Raw genomic sequence first — 15,102 nt, 5'->3', positions numbered from 1 at the left:
TTTTAGCCTCTGGTCCGCATGGCGGACGCCGTGCTGGCGTCGGCAATGGTTTGATAGGTCTGTACCTTGCGCGCGATCTGGTTGATCTTGCGCGCGTACTGCGGGTCGGTGGCATAACCGGCCCGCTGCAATTCGTTGACGAAGCCTTCCGAGTCGCCGGACGTGCTCGCCACCTGGATCGCCTTCTGATAGCGACCGTTGTTCTCCAGCAGTCTCACGTAGTCATTGAAGCTCTGCTCGAAGGAGTCATAGGCGCGAAATCCCGCCTTTTCGCGAGTGGCCTTGCCGTTGACATATTCGGTGGTCGTGACGGTCGCCGATGCGCCTTTCCAGCCGGTGGCCTTGATGCCGAACAGGTTGTGACTGTTACTGCCGTCCTGCTGACGGATCATGGACTTGCCCCAGCCGGTCTCCAAGGCAGCCTGGGCGACCAGGAAACGTGGTTCAACCCCAAGCCGCGCAGCGGCTTTTTCGGCCATGGGCAGCATGGTGGCGATGAATTCTGCCGGCGAGTCGAAACGGGTCTTGCTCGGAGAACTGGCTGCCGTCGCTTCGACGCCGTTGACGGTCAACGGCTTGTCCTGCGGCGCGGCGAAAGCCGTAGCCGGCTGCCAGTCGGTATTCACTAATGACTGCGGCTTGCCCGACTGCTGGCTTTCAGGATTGTTTTTAGCGATCTCGACAGAGGTCGCGGCCATTGCGGCAAGCTTGCCCGGCAATGCCAGACGCCGCTGATTGAGCAGCCGGGAATCATCCCTGGCGGGTTCTGCTACGGCGTTCGGATTGCTTGCCCATTTGGCGCCTGTCGTTTGCGCAACCTGATTGAACGGATTGGGCTTTTCAGCAGGCTCCTGCCGCTTGTTCAACTGCCGCATCAGCACATCAGCCAGACCGATGCCACCGCCTTCTCTGGCCAGGGTGACCGAAAGCTGCTGGTCATGCATATCCTGGTACTGCTTGCTGGCCTGGCTGTTGAGCGGATTGTCCTGGGACAGCACCTCGGTAGCCGAACGCATCGACTTGAGCATTTCATTGAGGAACAGCGACTCGAACTCCTGCGCCACCTTGCGCACGTTCTCTTCGCCATCCCGATCCTTGCCCACCTTGAGCTGGTTCAGGCGATTCAGGTCGGAGTAGCTGCCACTGTCAAGCGTGCGCTGGCCGAGCCCCAGTCGATTTTCCATATCCTCGTCCTCAGATCACGATCAGGTCGGCCTGCAGCGCACCTGCCTGCTTGAGCGCTTCGAGAATGGCCATCAGATCACTGGGCGCAGCGCCTACCTGATTCACCGCCCGAACGATTTCGTCCAGCGTGGTGCCAGGGCCGAACTTGAACATCGGCTTGGCTTCTTCCTCGGCCCGAACCCTGGAGTTGGGCACGACCACCGTCTGCCCATCGGAAAACGGATTGGGCTGGCTGACCTGCGGGTCTTCGGAAATGGTCACGGTCAGGCTGCCATGGGTCACCGCCGCCGGCTGCACACGCACGTTCTGGCCAATGACGATGGTGCCGGTGCGCGAGTTGATGATGACCTTGGCCATTGCCTGGCCGACATCGACCTCAAGATTCTCCAGAATCGACAGGTAATCGACCCGCTGACTGGGGTCCAGCGGCGCAGTGATACTGACCGAGCCGCCATCGAGCGCCTGCGCCACACCCGGCCCGAGCAGGTCATTGATCTGATCGACAATATTCTTCGCCGTGGTGAAATCCGGACGATTGAGGTTCAGCGTCAGCGTGTTGCCCTGGTTGAAGGCAGTCGGCACCGGCCGCTCGACCGTCGCGCCGCCGGGAATGCGTCCGGCCGAAGGCACATTGACGGTAATCCGCGAGCCATCGGCACCACCGGCATCGAAACCGCCCACGACCAGGTTGCCCTGGGCGATGGCATAGACGTTACCGTCGATCCCCTTGAGCGGCGACATCAGCAGGCTGCCGCCGCGCAGGCTCTTGGCGTTGCCGATGGAGGAGACCGTGATGTCGATGGTCTGGCCAGGCTTGGCGAAAGGCGGCAGGTCGGCATGGATGGAAACCGCGGCGACGTTCTTCAACTGGACGTTGCCGCCCGCTGGCACCTTGATGCCGAACTGCGCCAGCATGTTGTTGAAGGTCTGTACGGTAAACGGCGTCTGCGTGGTCTGGTCGCCGCTGCCGTTGAGGCCGACGACCAGGCCGTAGCCGATCAGCTGGTTGCTGCGCACGCCCTGGATGGTGGCGATATCCTTGAGGCGCTCGGCGTGGGCCGATGCGCCGATGGCGAGCAGGCCGAGAAGCACGATGGCTTTTCTGAACATGACGATGACCCTCAGAACGGCCACAGCGGGCTGACGAAGAAGCGGCTCAGCCAACCTGGCTGACTCGCATCGGCGAAAGCGCCCGTGCCTGAATAGGTGATACGCGCATCCGCCACGCGCATGGACGAAACAGTGTTATCGGTGGCGATATCGTCCGCACGCACCAGGCCGGCGATACGCACCAGTTCATCACCGGTATTGAGCGTCAGCCACTTCTCGCCACGAATCGCCAGAATTCCGTTGGGCAACACCTCGGACACGGTAACGGTGATCGAGCCGGACAGGCTGTTGCTCTGCCCCGCCTGGCCTGCGCCGGAGGCTTCGCGCGAAGCGTCGAACTGAGCGTCAAGCGACATCGTGTTGCCAGTCAGCGGGTTAGCCATCGATACCGCGCCACCAAACAATGAGCCGAGCCCGATGTTCGCGTTGCTGTCCTTGGAAATCTGCGAATTGGCGTTCTTGCTGGCCTGGGTCCGCTCGTTGAGCGTGATGGTAATGATGTCCCCGACCCGGAAAGCCTTGCGGTCATCGAACAGGCTGGTCTCGAAACCGGCCTGATAGATAGCGCCATTGTTCTGCGCCGCCGGCAGCGGCGTGCGTGGCAATACCGGGGCGTAATAGGGATCGTCAGGCTTGGGTGCGGGGGCGACGCAACCGCTCAGCGCAACAGCCGAAACCAGCGAGAAAGCAATCAATACGCGACTCATGAAGCACCTCAGCCCAGTCAGGGCCATTGAAACGGCGACAGGCGCCTCAGCCACCTGCCTACAACGGCCAGCACACGTCAGAGCTGCTGGGTTACGAAAGACAGCATCTGATCGGCGGTGGAAATCACCTTGGAATTCATCTCGTAGGCGCGCTGGGTGGTGATCATGTTCACCAGCTCCTCAACGACACTGACGTTGGAGTTTTCCAGCGTGTACTGCGCCACGGTCCCCAGACCGTTGAGGCCCGGCGTGCTGACCTGGGGCGCGCCGCTGGCGGCGGTTTCCAGGAACAGGTTGCTGCCCATGGCTTGCAGTCCGGCCGGGTTGACGAAGTCGGCCGTCTGCAGGTTGCCGATGATCTGTGGGGCCGGGTTGCCAAGCGTAGTGACCGAGACCGTACCGTCTTCACCGACAGTGAATGTCTGGGTTTCCGGCGGCACGACGATTGCCGGTTCCAGGGCGTAGCCATTGGATGTCACGACCTGGCCGTCGGCATTCAGATGAAAACTGCCGTCGCGGGAATAGGAAACCGTACCATCGGGCAGCAGTACCTGAAAAAAGCCACGACCATTGATAGCCATGTCCAGCGGCTGCTCGGTGGTTTGCAGGCTGCCGCTGGTGAACTGCTTCTGGGTGCCGACGATGCGCACGCCCGTGCCGAGCTGAAGACCGGAAGGAAGCTCGCTGTCCTGGGTCGATTGCCCGCCCGGCTGGCGACGGATCTGATAGAGCAGATCCTGAAATTCGGCACGGTCCTTCTTGAATCCGGTGGTGGAAACGTTGGCCAGGTTGTTGGAAATGGTGGTCAGGTTCATGTCCTGTGCGGACAGACCCGTCTTGCTCACCCAAAGTGCTGGAAGCATATTCTTCTCCTCATGCGCCGGTATTCGGGCGCCACGCGCTGTTTACTAGCTGATTTGCAATACTCGGGCCGCAGCGGCGCCATCTTCTTCGGCGGTACGCATCATCTTCACGTGCAGCTCGAACTGTCGGGCCAGCGACAGCATCGAGGTCATCTCGGCCACCGCATTGACGTTGCTCGCCTCGAGAAAGCCGGACGTCACACGCACCGCCGCATCCGCTTCCAGAGGCTGGCCGTCCTTCATGCGAATCATGCCGTCGGTGCCCTTCTCCAGCTGCCGGGAATCGGGATTGACCAGCTTGAGGCGGTCGACCATCACCACCACGTTGGGGTCTTCGCCCAGGGCACGAATGCTGATGGAGCCATCGTGGCCGATCTCGACCTTCTCTTCCGGCGGAATGGCAATCGGCCCGGCATTGCCGAGTACCGGCAAACCGTCGCCGGTGCGCAGCATGCCCAGGGTGTCGATGTTGAAGCTGCCGGTACGCACATAAGCCTCGCTGCCGTCGGGCGCCTGGACCGCGATCCAGCCATCCCCCTCTACGGCAACGTCCAGATCCCGCCCGGTCTCCTGCAGGGTGCCAGAGGTGAAATCAGTGCCGGGGCGCTCGGTCATGGCATAGACACGCGCCGGAAAACTGTCGCCGAACACCTGCATCGACCGCGCCTGCTCGAAATCGCGACGAAACCCCGTTGTGGACAGGTTGGCCAGATTGTTGGCGTGGGCCTGCTGGGCGCGCGCGTTCTGGCTGGCGCCGGTCATGGCCACGTAGAGCATCTTGTCCATCGAAACCTCCGAGACGCGGGCTTGACGCCCAGGGTTCTATTGGCGAGATAAAATGCAAGCAGCGTGCCACGCTCACAGACAAGCTGTAATAGATTGATTTAAAAGGTCTTTAAAAGAAAGAAGGCCCCAAACGGGGCCTTCAGCACAGAAACTACGGCGGAATACTGCCGGCCTTTAACGCAGATTGATGATGGTCTGGGTAATGGCGCTTTCGGTTTCGATGGTTTTCGCATTCGCCTGGTAGTTGCGCTGTGCGACGATCAGGTTGACCAGCTGGTCCGACAGCTCGACGTTCGAGTCCTCCAGCGCACCGGCCTGCAACGCACCCAGGGTGCCAGACATCGGCGTGCCGATCACCGGCTCGCCGGACTCGTAGGATTGCACCCACTGTGTCTTGCCGACAGGCGTCAGGCCCTGAACGTTGGCGAAATTGGCCAGGATGATCTGCCCTTGCACTTTGGACTGGCCGTTGGTGTAGCGGGCAAAGATCACCCCGCTGTCATCGATCTCCAGCCCGGCGAGCTCGCCAGTGGTGTAACCATCCTGACTGACCTTGTTGACGGCGAAGGCACTGGCGTACTGGCTGGATTTACTGAAATCCATGACGATGCCCTCGGGATTGGCAAGCGCACCGTTCGGCGACCAGGTGGCCGGCGTACCGCCATCGGAGATCGCCGGCATCCACCCGCCATTGGGGTTCGCAGCCGTGGCGCTATTGAGCGTGACCTTCAGATCCGGGGTCACAGTGAAGAAAGCCGATCCGCCCTTATCAATATCGGTCAGGGCGCCGGAAGAGTTGAATGTCAGCCCCATATTGTATGGCTGCGGCGGCTCCTCGGCAGGATCGGCCGGATTGCGCCCGTCGATCAGCACTTTCATATCCCAGCTGTTGGCGCCGGTCTTGATGAAATATTGCGTCATGACGTGGGCGTTACCCTGGGAATCATAGATATTCAGGGAAGTGGAACTGTTGTAGGTGGTCGGGTCAGCCGGATTGAAGGTGGCATTGGCCGCCGCCAGCGCTGCAGCTGCATCTCCCGAACTATCGAACTCGGCGTCATAGGTCGTCTGCCAGGTCACCGGCGACTTCTGCGTCGAGTTCAGGTTGAAGGCGGTATCGATCCGGGTAGTGGACTTCGGTTCCTGGTTGGTGGTCTGGATCTGCAGGTCACCAACCACACCATTCTGCAGGTTGCCATTGCCATCCACCGGGAAGCCCTGCAACTTGTAGCCGAAGTTATCCACCAGAAAGCCTTCGCGGTCGGTTCCGAAGTAACCGGCACGGGTATAACTCACCGCACCATTGTTACTGACCTGGAAAAAGCCATTGCCATTGATGGCCAGGTCAAGCGCATTCTGGGTGTAGTTGATATTGCCCTGGTTGAACTGCTGGGACACATTGGACATCAGCACGCCGCTGCCCTGCGGGTTCTTGCCGGTCCCCATCACCGAGGCGGCATAGACGTCGGAAAATTCCGCCCGTGACTGCTTGAAACCGACAGTGCCGGCGTTGGCGATATTGTTACCGGTGACGTTGAGGTCTTTGCTGGCAGCACGCAAGCCGCTGAGGCCGATATTGAACGACATGAAGAGCTCCTTTGCCGGAACTGCCGGCAGTTACAGCCGATAGTTGCGGCCTATGGTTATTGGCCGATGACCTGCACATGGGAAAGCGGAACACTGCCGAGCCCGGCAAGGTTGAGCAGCAGTTCGTTACCACCCAGCGTCACACTGTCGACGTTTGCTGGCAGCAGCGTATAAAGACCCTTGGTTTCACCGCCGTAGGTGGCCTGCGCTTCGAACTTGTAGGTACCGGGCGGCACGGTATTGCCGCTGGCATCCTTGCCGTCCCACATGAAGGAGACATTGCCTGCTTCCTGTGAGCCCATATTGATCCGATTGACCACCGAGCCAGCCTCGTCATAAATATTGACATAGACGTTGCTGCTGCTGGTGGGCAGGATCAGGCTGGCCTTGAAGGTCTCGCTGGTATCCACCACTGCTTTCTCGGTCGGCACGATCACCTTGCGACCGACCAGCGAAGACGCTTGAAGCGCCTGCGAAGACTGATAGCCGGAAAGAATGGTTTCCATGCTTGAATTCAGCTTCTCGACACCCTCGACCGTACTGAACTGTGCCAACTGGCCGATGAATTCGCCATTTTCCTGGGGTTCCAGCGGGTTCTGGTTGTTCAACTGGGCTACCAGCAGCTCGAGAAACTCGTTCTTGCCAAGGTCGTTGCCCTTGACCTCGCGATCCTTGCCGAACTGGTATTGATCGAGTACCGAACCGGTACCGTCGACGCCGCCTGTAGTGCTCATGGCAATCTCTCGTAAGGGTTACTGGCCCAGGGTCAGAACTTTCTGCAGCATGGTCTTGGCCGTGTTCATCAACTCGGCATTGGTCTGGAACGAGCGACTGGCCGAAATCATGTCGGCCATCTCTTCCACCACATTGACGTTCGGGTAATACACATACCCCTCTTCGTTCGCAGCGGGATGGTTGGGCTCGTAACGCGCCTGCAGCTCGCTCTGGTCCTCCACCACACCCAGCACCTGAACGCCGGCGCCGGCCTGATCCTGACCGGCGAACAGCGATTCGTTCGGTGCGCCATTGGCCTGCTGCAGGACGGTGGCGAACACCGGGTGGCGCGCACGATAGGTCTGGTCAACGCTGGAGGACACGGTCTCGGCGTTGGCGATGTTGCTGGAGATGGTATTCAGGCGCGTGCTCTGGGCACTCATGCCGCTACCGGCGATATTGAAGACACTGCTAAGTGACATGGCGCTGCTCCTTGTTATTCGCCGCGCAGGGCGCTGATCAGCCCTTTGAATTTACTGTTGAGCAGAGTAAAGCTCGCCTGGAAATCGATGGCATTTTCGGCATAGGTCGCCTGCTCCACCTGCATGTCGACCGTGTTCTGATCCAGCGATGCATGCGTGGGGGTACGAAAGCGCAAGCCGGGATCGGCAATTTCCATCCCCTCGGCGGCGATGTGCCTGCTGCTGGTCACGGCCACGCCAAAACCGCTCTGATTCTTGCTGTTCTGCTCAGCCAGAACGGCGCTGAAGTCCAGATCCCGCGCCTTGTAATTGGGCGTGTCTGCGTTGGCGATATTGTTGGCCAGCACTTCAGCGCGCTGCGCACGAAAGCCGAGCGCTTTTTCATGAATGCCAAGCGCCTTGTCGAAACTGATGCTCATGATCTGGCCCTCTGCCGGATACAAGTCTGCCTGGGCAAACACCAGCAAAGGCCGTGCCATTACGTCAAAGCATTGATATACAAGGGTTTTTAAAAGAAAGGCGGGGCAAAGGTGTCAAAAGCGGCAAGGCTTTTCCAGTGTTTTGCCGCCCTCAGTCCGGAAGGCGACATTTTTTTGCCGCTATTGCAGGACAAGCCGGAGACTCACTTGGCCTTGTAGATGATGCCAGGACTGCACTGAACCATCTGATACAACTCGGGCAGGCCGTTGAGCGCCTCGGAAGCACCCAGAAACAGATAGCCGCCTGGTTTCAGGGTGGCATGGATGCGCTTGAGAATGTCCTTCTTCACATCCGCAGAGAAGTAGATGAGCACATTCCGGCAGAACACCACGTCGAACTTGCCCAGCACGGCATAGCTGTCGAGAAGATTCTGCACGCGAAACTCCACGCGGCTGCGGATGGCCGGCTTGACGACCCAGCGCCCAGGCGCCTTGACATCGAAGTAACGCTGCAACCGCTCACTCGACAGCCCGCGCGCAATGGCCAGGCTGTCGTACTCGGCGGCCTTGCATGCCGCGAGCATGGTGCCCGACAGCTCGGTCGCGACGATCTGCACCGACGGCTTGGGCTGGCCCGGATTGCTTCGCTCGTACTCATCGATGGTCATCGACAGCGAATAGGGCTCCTGTCCCGACGAGCAGGCTGCCGACCATATGCGCAGGCGCTGACCGGAAGCAGTCTTGAGCAATTCCGGCAGCACGCGGCTTCTGAGCACCTCGAAGGGATAGGCGTCACGAAACCAGAGCGTTTCGTTGGTCGTCATCGCATCGATGACCTGCTCGCGCAATCCCCGGTGTGGTTGCGCCTGGATTTGTCGAACCAGTTCGCCGAGGCTCTTCAGCCCGTGCTGTTCCATCAGTTTGTTGAGACGGCTAGACACGAGATATTGCTTGTTGCTGCCCAGAAGAATGCCGCAACTCTTTTCCAGGAACACCCGAAACTGATCGAAATCCAGATCACCTGACACTAATAACGCCTCACCATTCAAGAGGACATTGCCTCGACATCAATCCGTAGTCCGGATTCGCTCAATCACTCGACTAGCCAGGTCGTCCGGCTGGAACTTGGCGAGGAAATCATCTGCTCCGACACGCTTGACCATGCTCTGGTTGAACACACCGGAGAGCGAAGTATGCAGCAGAATATGCATATCACCCATAGCCGGATCCTGACGGACCTCGGTGGTGAGCGTATAACCGTCCATTTCCGGCATCTCGATGTCGGAAATCATCATCACGAACTCCTCGGATGGCTTCTTGCCCTCGGCGATAAGCCCCTTCAGATAGTCCAGCGCCTGCCGACCGTCGTTTTTCGCGATCACCTCGATACCCAATCCCTGCAGGCAGCGAATGATCTGCTTTCGCGCCACCGAAGAATCATCGACGATCAGCACGCGACTGGAAGATGCACGGCTGTGCGTCTCGTCATCCGTGATACCGACCGAGACCAGCTCGGAAACGGGCGCAACCTCGGCCAAGACCTTTTCAACGTCGATGATTTCGACCATCTGGCCATCCACATGAGTCACAGCCGTCAGGTAATGATCAGCCCCCACGCCCTGAGGCGGCGGAAGGATATCCTCCCAGTTCATGTTGACGATCCGCTCGACCGAATGCACCAGAAAACCGAGAACCCTGGTGTTGTATTCGACGATGATGGCGAAGCTGTTGGTCAGATCATCCAGCCCCGGCTTGCCGGTTGCCAGCGAGAGATCGAGGATGGAAAGCGTGCTACCCCGTATGTTCGCAACGCCACGAACAACCGGGCTCGACTTGGGCATGTGGGTCAGCCTGGGGCATTGCAGCACTTCCCTGACCTTGAACACATTGATTCCGTAGAGCTGCTTGCCTTCCAGCCTGAACAACAGCAACTCCAGGCGGTTTTGCCCTACCAGCTGAGTACGCTGATTAACCGAATCCAATACACCGGCCATGCCAGTTTCCTCTTGCTTGCGCGATGGGCATATAGACGCTTCGACTGAGCTTGACGGCACGCACCTTGCTTCGTGTGAGCCATGAGCGAACAGATGACTTTTTTCCGGCGTCCCTGCAGGGTTCTTTTCAGAACTATCCTTTTGCCGCTTTTTTGCGGCCTGGGCCAGTTTGCCGAATCGGCAACGGTAACGCGACCCGAACAGCTTATCGGCGCCACCCGTGATTTTCTTGAGCACGAGGTAGCACAATACTTGCAGCGTAGCCAAATCCAGGCGCGCCACCAGATCGAGATCAACCGCCTGGACCCGCGCCTGCGTCTGGCCCTGTGCGATCAGCCCTTGACGACAAAACTCGAAAGTCCTGCCCAGCCGGTCGGCCGGGCCACCGTCCGGGTGAGCTGTGAAGGCTCGGCACCCTGGTCCGTTTTCGTGCCCGCACAGATTCATCTGTTTCGCGAGGTCGTCGTGGCCAGGCGCCCCCTGCAACGCAACAGCACCCTCGAAGCCGCCGACATAATGCTTGCCGAACGGGATGTCGGCCTGCTGAATCAGGGCTACCTGACTTCGCTCGACCAGGCGCTCGGCAACAAGCTGACCCGCGCCGCACAGCCGGATCAGGTGTTGCCCCCCAGCTATGTTTCGCCAGCGGAAATTGTACGCAAGGGCGATCAGGTAGTAATCAGCGCGAAAAATTCGACGATAAATGTGAGAATGCCGGGCGAAGCGCTGTCAGATGGAGCACTGGGCAGCCAGATCAGGGTCAAGAACCAGCGATCCGGACGGGTGATCAGGGCAAGGGTCACAGGCCCTGGTCAGGTAGAGGTTCTGATGTAAGCGCAATCTGCTGCGAGCTGAAATAAAGCTAAAGTTTTGCAGTGCACTGCCGAAAAGTTGGCAAGCGTACTGATTTCTTCGAGGTTTCGATCATGGTTATCGATTTCAACCGGCCAAATGGTGCCGCCAACCTGCCAAACGGTGGGCGCAGCAATGGCGTTCAAAGTACCGACCGGCCTGCCACCCAGCAGGGCCCTGCAGCCGATGCTGCCAAAAGCACGAACAACAGCGCTGTGGCATCGGGCGAGAACGTCCAGCTCAGCCCCGAAGCACAGCGCCTGCAGCAGGCTGCGGAAAAACTCAATCAACAGCCTTCTGTCGACCAGGAGCGCGTTTCCCGCATCCGCCAGGCCATCGCCGACGGCAGCTATCAGGTCGACAGCCAGCGCGTGGCATCGAAACTGCTGTCCTTCGAAAGCCAGCGCTGAATCCAGGCGCCAACGCTAGCCGGGGCATCAACGCACGGAGGTCAACATGCAGGATACTGAAGTGCTTCAACAGCTCACTGAAGATGTCGGCACAGCACAGAAGCTTCTTGAACTCATGGATGCCGAGTATCTGGCACTCGCCGAGCGCAACCTGACAGGCCTGGAAACACTGCTTACGCAAAAGCAGGCACTGCTGGCACTGCTGGGGCAACACGGCACCCTGCGCAGCCAGACACTGACCAAGGCACAATTGAGCATCGATCGAAACGGCCTCGCAGCCTTTGCCGCCGCATCGGCAGTGGGCCCGAGCATTCTGGCGCAAGCGGAGCAGCTCGATGAGGTACTCGAAGCCTGCCGGATCGCCAACGAACGCAACGGCCAGCAAATTCGCACCAACCAGAGCGCAGTCAGCAGCATGCTGAACGTATTGCAGGGCGGCAGCCAGGCCCCGGACCTCTATGATCGACGCGGCAGCGCGGCCAAAAGCTCATACAACCGTCCGCTCAGCCAAGCCTGAACCCCGCAAACCAATAAAGGCACAATGCTACTATACGGTTGATAATCGTTAAGTGCCGGAGAGCAATACAAAGTGTCAAACCCTTTTGCGAAGGAAGAAGGCCCTCAGCCGCCTCAGATCCTCAAGACGCCCGTTGAAGTCTATTCCAGCCTGCGCCCTCTCCTCGACAACCACACGCCTCTTCTGCTCCGCTTTACCGAGCGCAGCCAGCGCTATCAGACCTTTCTGGTTGACATAAACCGGGAAAAAGGCTGGATCGCTCTCGACGAACTGGTTCCCAGCGACGGTGAGCGACTGCTCAAGGCCGGTGAAGCATTCCAGGTCGAAGGCTTCTACGAAGGCGTACGCATCGCCTGGAACAATGATCACCCAGCCCACGCTGGCGAACTGAACGATGCGCCCTGCTACTGGATTCCGCTGCCCGCCGAGATTCTTTACCACCAGCGCCGCAACGCTTACCGCGCGCAACTGACGGGACAGCCCATTGGCGCCGTGCTCGGTGGGCGAACGATCAAGAAGCCCCTGGAAGGCAAGGTGCTGGACATGTCGGCAACCGGTTGCAAGCTGAGCTTCAAGGGTGACGTTCAGAGCCGCTTGCAGACCGGCCAGGTTTACGAGCAGTTTTCCGCCAAACTGCCTTTTGGCACCATCACGACCGAGGTAGAGCTACGACACCTCGCCTTCGATGAAAGAATCGACACCACCTTCTGTGGAATGCGCTTTCACCGCATCAGCGGCCTGACACAGCGCCAGATCGAGCGATTCGTCTATCAGTTGCAGCGCGAAGCACGACGCGACCAGGTTGCCGATCGCCTCGACTAGCGGGCGTACTGCTCGCCTCTTACCAACGGTCGACAGGCATAGTCCGTCATGACTCTCCAGCATGCCGCACGGGCAGGCGAGCAGCGACCCTACGGGTTCAGCAAGCTTGAACAATGATGACTGAAGATGGCGTCCCAGGCGAGGTTCGAACTCACAACCTTCCCCTTAGGAGGGGGATGCTCTATCCAATTGAGCTACTGGGACATCTGCGGGGGCGACATATTAGCGAGCCGCGGAATATTTGTCATGCCCGTGGGCACTTGCATAACCCTTGAAGCTCCCTGCGGAAGCATCCACCCCGCCGATGCAAACAGAGCCAATTGCATTTTGCACGAAAAAAACCAGCCGAACCTTGCAAAACGCACCGCGGCGCTTGTGGAACGCAAACCTAACTTATTGATTTAATTAGCTTTTTATAGAAAATAAAATTGGCATAGCGAATGCTTACTAGCTAGTAATCATAAACGCGAAGGAGACGCCTATGCCCCATTCAGCTTATTTGCTCAGCACTGTCGTGCTGGCAGCCGCAGCTGCGATCCACTTGCAAGACATGAGGTCAGGCATGGATCGTCCACATACGGCCACTTCTTCGGAAGAAAGCCGTTCAATGGCTCCTTCTTACAGGTCACCCTCCCCCCTCCAGACCATTGGCAATGCCGAAGTGAGATCAGCCCAGCAACCTCAGCGCTGGGTTTTCTAGATCCTCACCATCGTTGAATCAACCGAGGAAACAACCATGTCCATCCTTGCTTTTTTCTTCTTGGCGCTCTGTATCGGTTGTACGGCACTGGGACTGAGCGTCGAGCTGGCCGAAACCTGGGCAACCTTGGCGAACGTCGGCGCAGTACTGTTCGGATCGCTCTTTGCAGGCTCACTGGTGATCGGAAAACGGATCAAATTCGACCCCGTTCTGCGCTAGAAAAAGGGCAGCAGATCACAGTGGAGGCACTCTGATACTATTATGCCTTTACTCGGCTTATCATCGACGTATAATTGGCGTCATTAAGTCGTCTGTCATCTTTTCCTTAGGTTACGGAACAGCCGAAGGCTTTGGCTGTCAGACCGATGACTAGAACGGCAATAAGCCACCATCGCCCACCTGACTAACCGGTTTAAAGTATGCGCCCTATGAAGCAGGCAGTTTATTCCAGCCGCACGGCTGACAAGTTCGTGGTTCGGCTACCAGACGGAATGCGTGAGCGTATTGCGGAAGTTGCACGTAACCATCATCGCAGCATGAATTCGGAAATCATTGCCCGCCTCGAGCAAAGCCTTCTTCAGGAAGGTGCGCTGGGTGACGACCTGAACATGCGTCTCGACAGTCCGGAACTTTCGCTTCATGAGCGTGAGCTGCTACAACGTTTCCGCCACCTGGCACACCGCCAGCAGAACGCCCTGATCGCCCTGATCGCGCAAGATAGCGAAGCCACCAAAGACGAAGAGTGACACGCCAACCTGACAGCTGCACCGTACAGACAAAAACGCCTCGACTGATCGAGGCGTTTTTGTGTGGCTAACCGACGAAACTGAGCAGAATCCCCGCCGCCACAGCCGAGCCGATGACCCCCGCCACGTTAGGGCCCATCGCATGCATGAGCAGGAAGTTTTGCGGATTCGCCTCAAGCCCAACCTTGTTGGAAACCCGCGCCGCCATCGGTACGGCCGAAACACCCGCAGAACCGATAAGAGGGTTGATCTTGTTCGTACTGAACATATTCATAACCCTCGCCATCAGCACACCAGCAGCCGTGCCGGCACAGAACGCAACCAGACCAAGTACCAAGATCCCCAGCGTTTTCATCTGCAGAAAGGCGTCAGCTGACAACTTCGAGCCCACCGTCAGCCCCAGCAGAATGGTCACGATATTGATCAGCGCATTGCGTGTCGTATCCGCCAGCCGATCAACGACACCGCACTCACGCAGCAGGTTGCCGAATGCGAACATCCCCACGAGCGGAGCAGCATCGGGCAGCAACAGACCAATCAGCAAAGCCAGCATCAGCGGGAAGATGATCTTTTCGACATGACCAACAGGACGCAGCTGTTTCATGACAATGGCGCGCTCCTCCTTGGTCGTCAGCGCCCGCATGATCGGCGGCTGGATCAATGGAACCAGCGCCATGTACGAATAGGCCGCTACGGCAATCGGTCCCAATAGATGAGGCGCAAGCTTCGCCGTCACGAAAATGGAAGTGGGTCCGTCAGCACCACCAATGATCGCGATCGATGCCGCTTCGCGCATGGTGAATTCCATTCCCGGAATACCCATGGCTGCCAGCCCCAGGGCGCCCAGCAGCGTCGCGAAAATACCGAATTGGGCCGCAGCGCCCAACAGCAGCGTTTTCGGGTTCGCCAACATAGGGCCGAAGTCCGTCATCGCCCCGACACCCATAAAGATGAGCAAGGGGAACACACTGGTCGGCAATCCCACCTGATAGAACAGATGCAGAATGCCTTCACCCTCGGCCATGTTCGCTACGGGAATATTGGCCAGCAGCCCGCCGAAGCCAATGGGAATCAGCAACAGGGGCTCGAAGCCCTTGCGAATGGCCAGGTAGATCAGCGCCAGACACACGACGATCATCAGCAGCTGGCCGGGCTCCAGGTGATACAGGCCGGTGCTTTGCCACAGTTTGAGCAACTTGTCCATGCCG

At 58.7% G+C, this 15,102-nt stretch carries 18 protein-coding genes and 1 tRNA gene; 6 read left to right on the top strand and 13 right to left on the bottom strand.

Going from position 1 to position 15,102, the window contains the following annotated elements; all coding sequences use genetic code 11:
- Positions 1 to 2 precede the first annotated feature (2 nt).
- From flgJ to ACYCFC_RS03665, 11 genes are all read right to left on the bottom strand, one after another.
- On the bottom strand, positions 3 to 1,184 hold the full coding sequence (gene flgJ / locus ACYCFC_RS03715) for a flagellar assembly peptidoglycan hydrolase FlgJ (protein ID WP_459653147.1): 1,182 nt from the start codon (positions 1,182 to 1,184) through the stop codon (positions 3 to 5).
- A gap of 10 nt (positions 1,185 to 1,194) precedes the next feature.
- Positions 1,195 to 2,295 carry a flagellar basal body P-ring protein FlgI gene (locus ACYCFC_RS03710; protein WP_181083123.1) on the bottom strand — a complete coding sequence of 367 codons (1,101 nt, stop codon included), beginning with the start codon at positions 2,293 to 2,295 and terminating at the stop codon, positions 1,195 to 1,197.
- Between the two features lie 11 nt (positions 2,296 to 2,306).
- The gene (flgH, locus tag ACYCFC_RS03705) at positions 2,307 to 3,002 is read right to left on the bottom strand and encodes a flagellar basal body L-ring protein FlgH (RefSeq protein WP_181083124.1); all 696 of its coding nucleotides are present in this window, start codon (positions 3,000 to 3,002) and stop codon (positions 2,307 to 2,309) included.
- Between the two features lie 77 nt (positions 3,003 to 3,079).
- A complete protein-coding gene (flgG, locus tag ACYCFC_RS03700) occupies positions 3,080 to 3,865 on the bottom strand; it encodes a flagellar basal-body rod protein FlgG (RefSeq protein ID WP_181083125.1) in 786 nt (261 codons plus the stop codon).
- A 45-nt stretch (positions 3,866 to 3,910) separates the two neighbouring features.
- Entirely contained in the window at positions 3,911 to 4,651 is a 741-nt protein-coding gene (gene flgF, locus ACYCFC_RS03695; RefSeq protein ID WP_181083126.1) for a flagellar basal-body rod protein FlgF, read from the bottom strand.
- Between the two features lie 174 nt (positions 4,652 to 4,825).
- A complete protein-coding gene (gene flgE / locus ACYCFC_RS03690; protein WP_459653146.1) occupies positions 4,826 to 6,238 on the bottom strand; it encodes a flagellar hook protein FlgE in 1,413 nt (470 codons plus the stop codon).
- A 56-nt stretch (positions 6,239 to 6,294) separates the two neighbouring features.
- Positions 6,295 to 6,972 (bottom strand): flagellar hook assembly protein FlgD, encoded by a 678-nt coding sequence (gene flgD / locus ACYCFC_RS03685; protein ID WP_181083128.1) that lies wholly within the window; start codon positions 6,970 to 6,972, stop codon positions 6,295 to 6,297.
- 18 nt (positions 6,973 to 6,990) lie between these two features.
- Positions 6,991 to 7,434, bottom strand: a complete 444-nt coding sequence (flgC, locus tag ACYCFC_RS03680; RefSeq protein WP_181083129.1) for a flagellar basal body rod protein FlgC — start codon at positions 7,432 to 7,434, stop codon at positions 6,991 to 6,993.
- Between the two features lie 14 nt (positions 7,435 to 7,448).
- Entirely contained in the window at positions 7,449 to 7,853 is a 405-nt protein-coding gene (flgB, locus tag ACYCFC_RS03675; RefSeq protein ID WP_181083185.1) for a flagellar basal body rod protein FlgB, read from the bottom strand.
- A gap of 203 nt (positions 7,854 to 8,056) precedes the next feature.
- A complete protein-coding gene (gene cheR / locus ACYCFC_RS03670) occupies positions 8,057 to 8,881 on the bottom strand; it encodes a protein-glutamate O-methyltransferase CheR (RefSeq protein ID WP_459653145.1) in 825 nt (274 codons plus the stop codon).
- A gap of 39 nt (positions 8,882 to 8,920) precedes the next feature.
- Positions 8,921 to 9,847 (bottom strand): chemotaxis protein CheV, encoded by a 927-nt coding sequence (locus ACYCFC_RS03665; RefSeq protein WP_459653144.1) that lies wholly within the window; start codon positions 9,845 to 9,847, stop codon positions 8,921 to 8,923.
- An 81-nt stretch (positions 9,848 to 9,928) separates the two neighbouring features.
- On the opposite strand from ACYCFC_RS03665, the gene flgA reads away from it, so the two are divergent.
- From flgA to ACYCFC_RS03645, 4 genes are all read left to right on the top strand, one after another.
- Complete coding sequence (gene flgA, locus ACYCFC_RS03660) at positions 9,929 to 10,681, top strand: flagellar basal body P-ring formation chaperone FlgA (RefSeq protein ID WP_258189264.1); 753 nt, start codon at positions 9,929 to 9,931, stop codon at positions 10,679 to 10,681.
- A 92-nt stretch (positions 10,682 to 10,773) separates the two neighbouring features.
- The gene (flgM, locus tag ACYCFC_RS03655; RefSeq protein ID WP_181083132.1) at positions 10,774 to 11,109 is read left to right on the top strand and encodes a flagellar biosynthesis anti-sigma factor FlgM; all 336 of its coding nucleotides are present in this window, start codon (positions 10,774 to 10,776) and stop codon (positions 11,107 to 11,109) included.
- Positions 11,110 to 11,155: 46 nt separating this feature from the next.
- The gene (locus ACYCFC_RS03650) at positions 11,156 to 11,626 is read left to right on the top strand and encodes a flagella synthesis protein FlgN (protein WP_181083133.1); all 471 of its coding nucleotides are present in this window, start codon (positions 11,156 to 11,158) and stop codon (positions 11,624 to 11,626) included.
- A 72-nt stretch (positions 11,627 to 11,698) separates the two neighbouring features.
- Positions 11,699 to 12,448, top strand: coding sequence for a flagellar brake protein (locus ACYCFC_RS03645; RefSeq protein WP_181083134.1), 750 nt, complete (start codon positions 11,699 to 11,701; stop codon positions 12,446 to 12,448).
- Positions 12,449 to 12,575: 127 nt separating this feature from the next.
- On the opposite strand, the gene ACYCFC_RS03640 is transcribed toward ACYCFC_RS03645, so the two are convergent.
- A tRNA-Arg gene (locus ACYCFC_RS03640) sits at positions 12,576 to 12,652 on the bottom strand.
- Between the two features lie 532 nt (positions 12,653 to 13,184).
- Here ACYCFC_RS03640 and ACYCFC_RS03635 point away from each other — a divergent pair.
- Together ACYCFC_RS03635 and ACYCFC_RS03630 are read left to right on the top strand one after the other, a co-directional pair.
- Complete coding sequence (locus ACYCFC_RS03635) at positions 13,185 to 13,367, top strand: PA3371 family protein (RefSeq protein ID WP_181083135.1); 183 nt, start codon at positions 13,185 to 13,187, stop codon at positions 13,365 to 13,367.
- Positions 13,368 to 13,567: 200 nt separating this feature from the next.
- Positions 13,568 to 13,894: an Arc family DNA-binding protein gene (locus tag ACYCFC_RS03630; protein WP_459653143.1), complete on the top strand. Its 327-nt coding sequence runs from the start codon at positions 13,568 to 13,570 to the stop codon at positions 13,892 to 13,894.
- A gap of 67 nt (positions 13,895 to 13,961) precedes the next feature.
- Here ACYCFC_RS03630 and ACYCFC_RS03625 read toward each other — a convergent pair whose 3' ends face one another.
- Positions 13,962 to 15,098, bottom strand: a complete 1,137-nt coding sequence (locus tag ACYCFC_RS03625; protein ID WP_181083137.1) for a sodium ion-translocating decarboxylase subunit beta — start codon at positions 15,096 to 15,098, stop codon at positions 13,962 to 13,964.
- Positions 15,099 to 15,102: the final 4 nt, after the last annotated feature.

This window comes from Stutzerimonas sp. NM35 (assembly GCF_054604355.1).
This window is presented reverse-complemented; position numbering and strand designations above follow the sequence as displayed.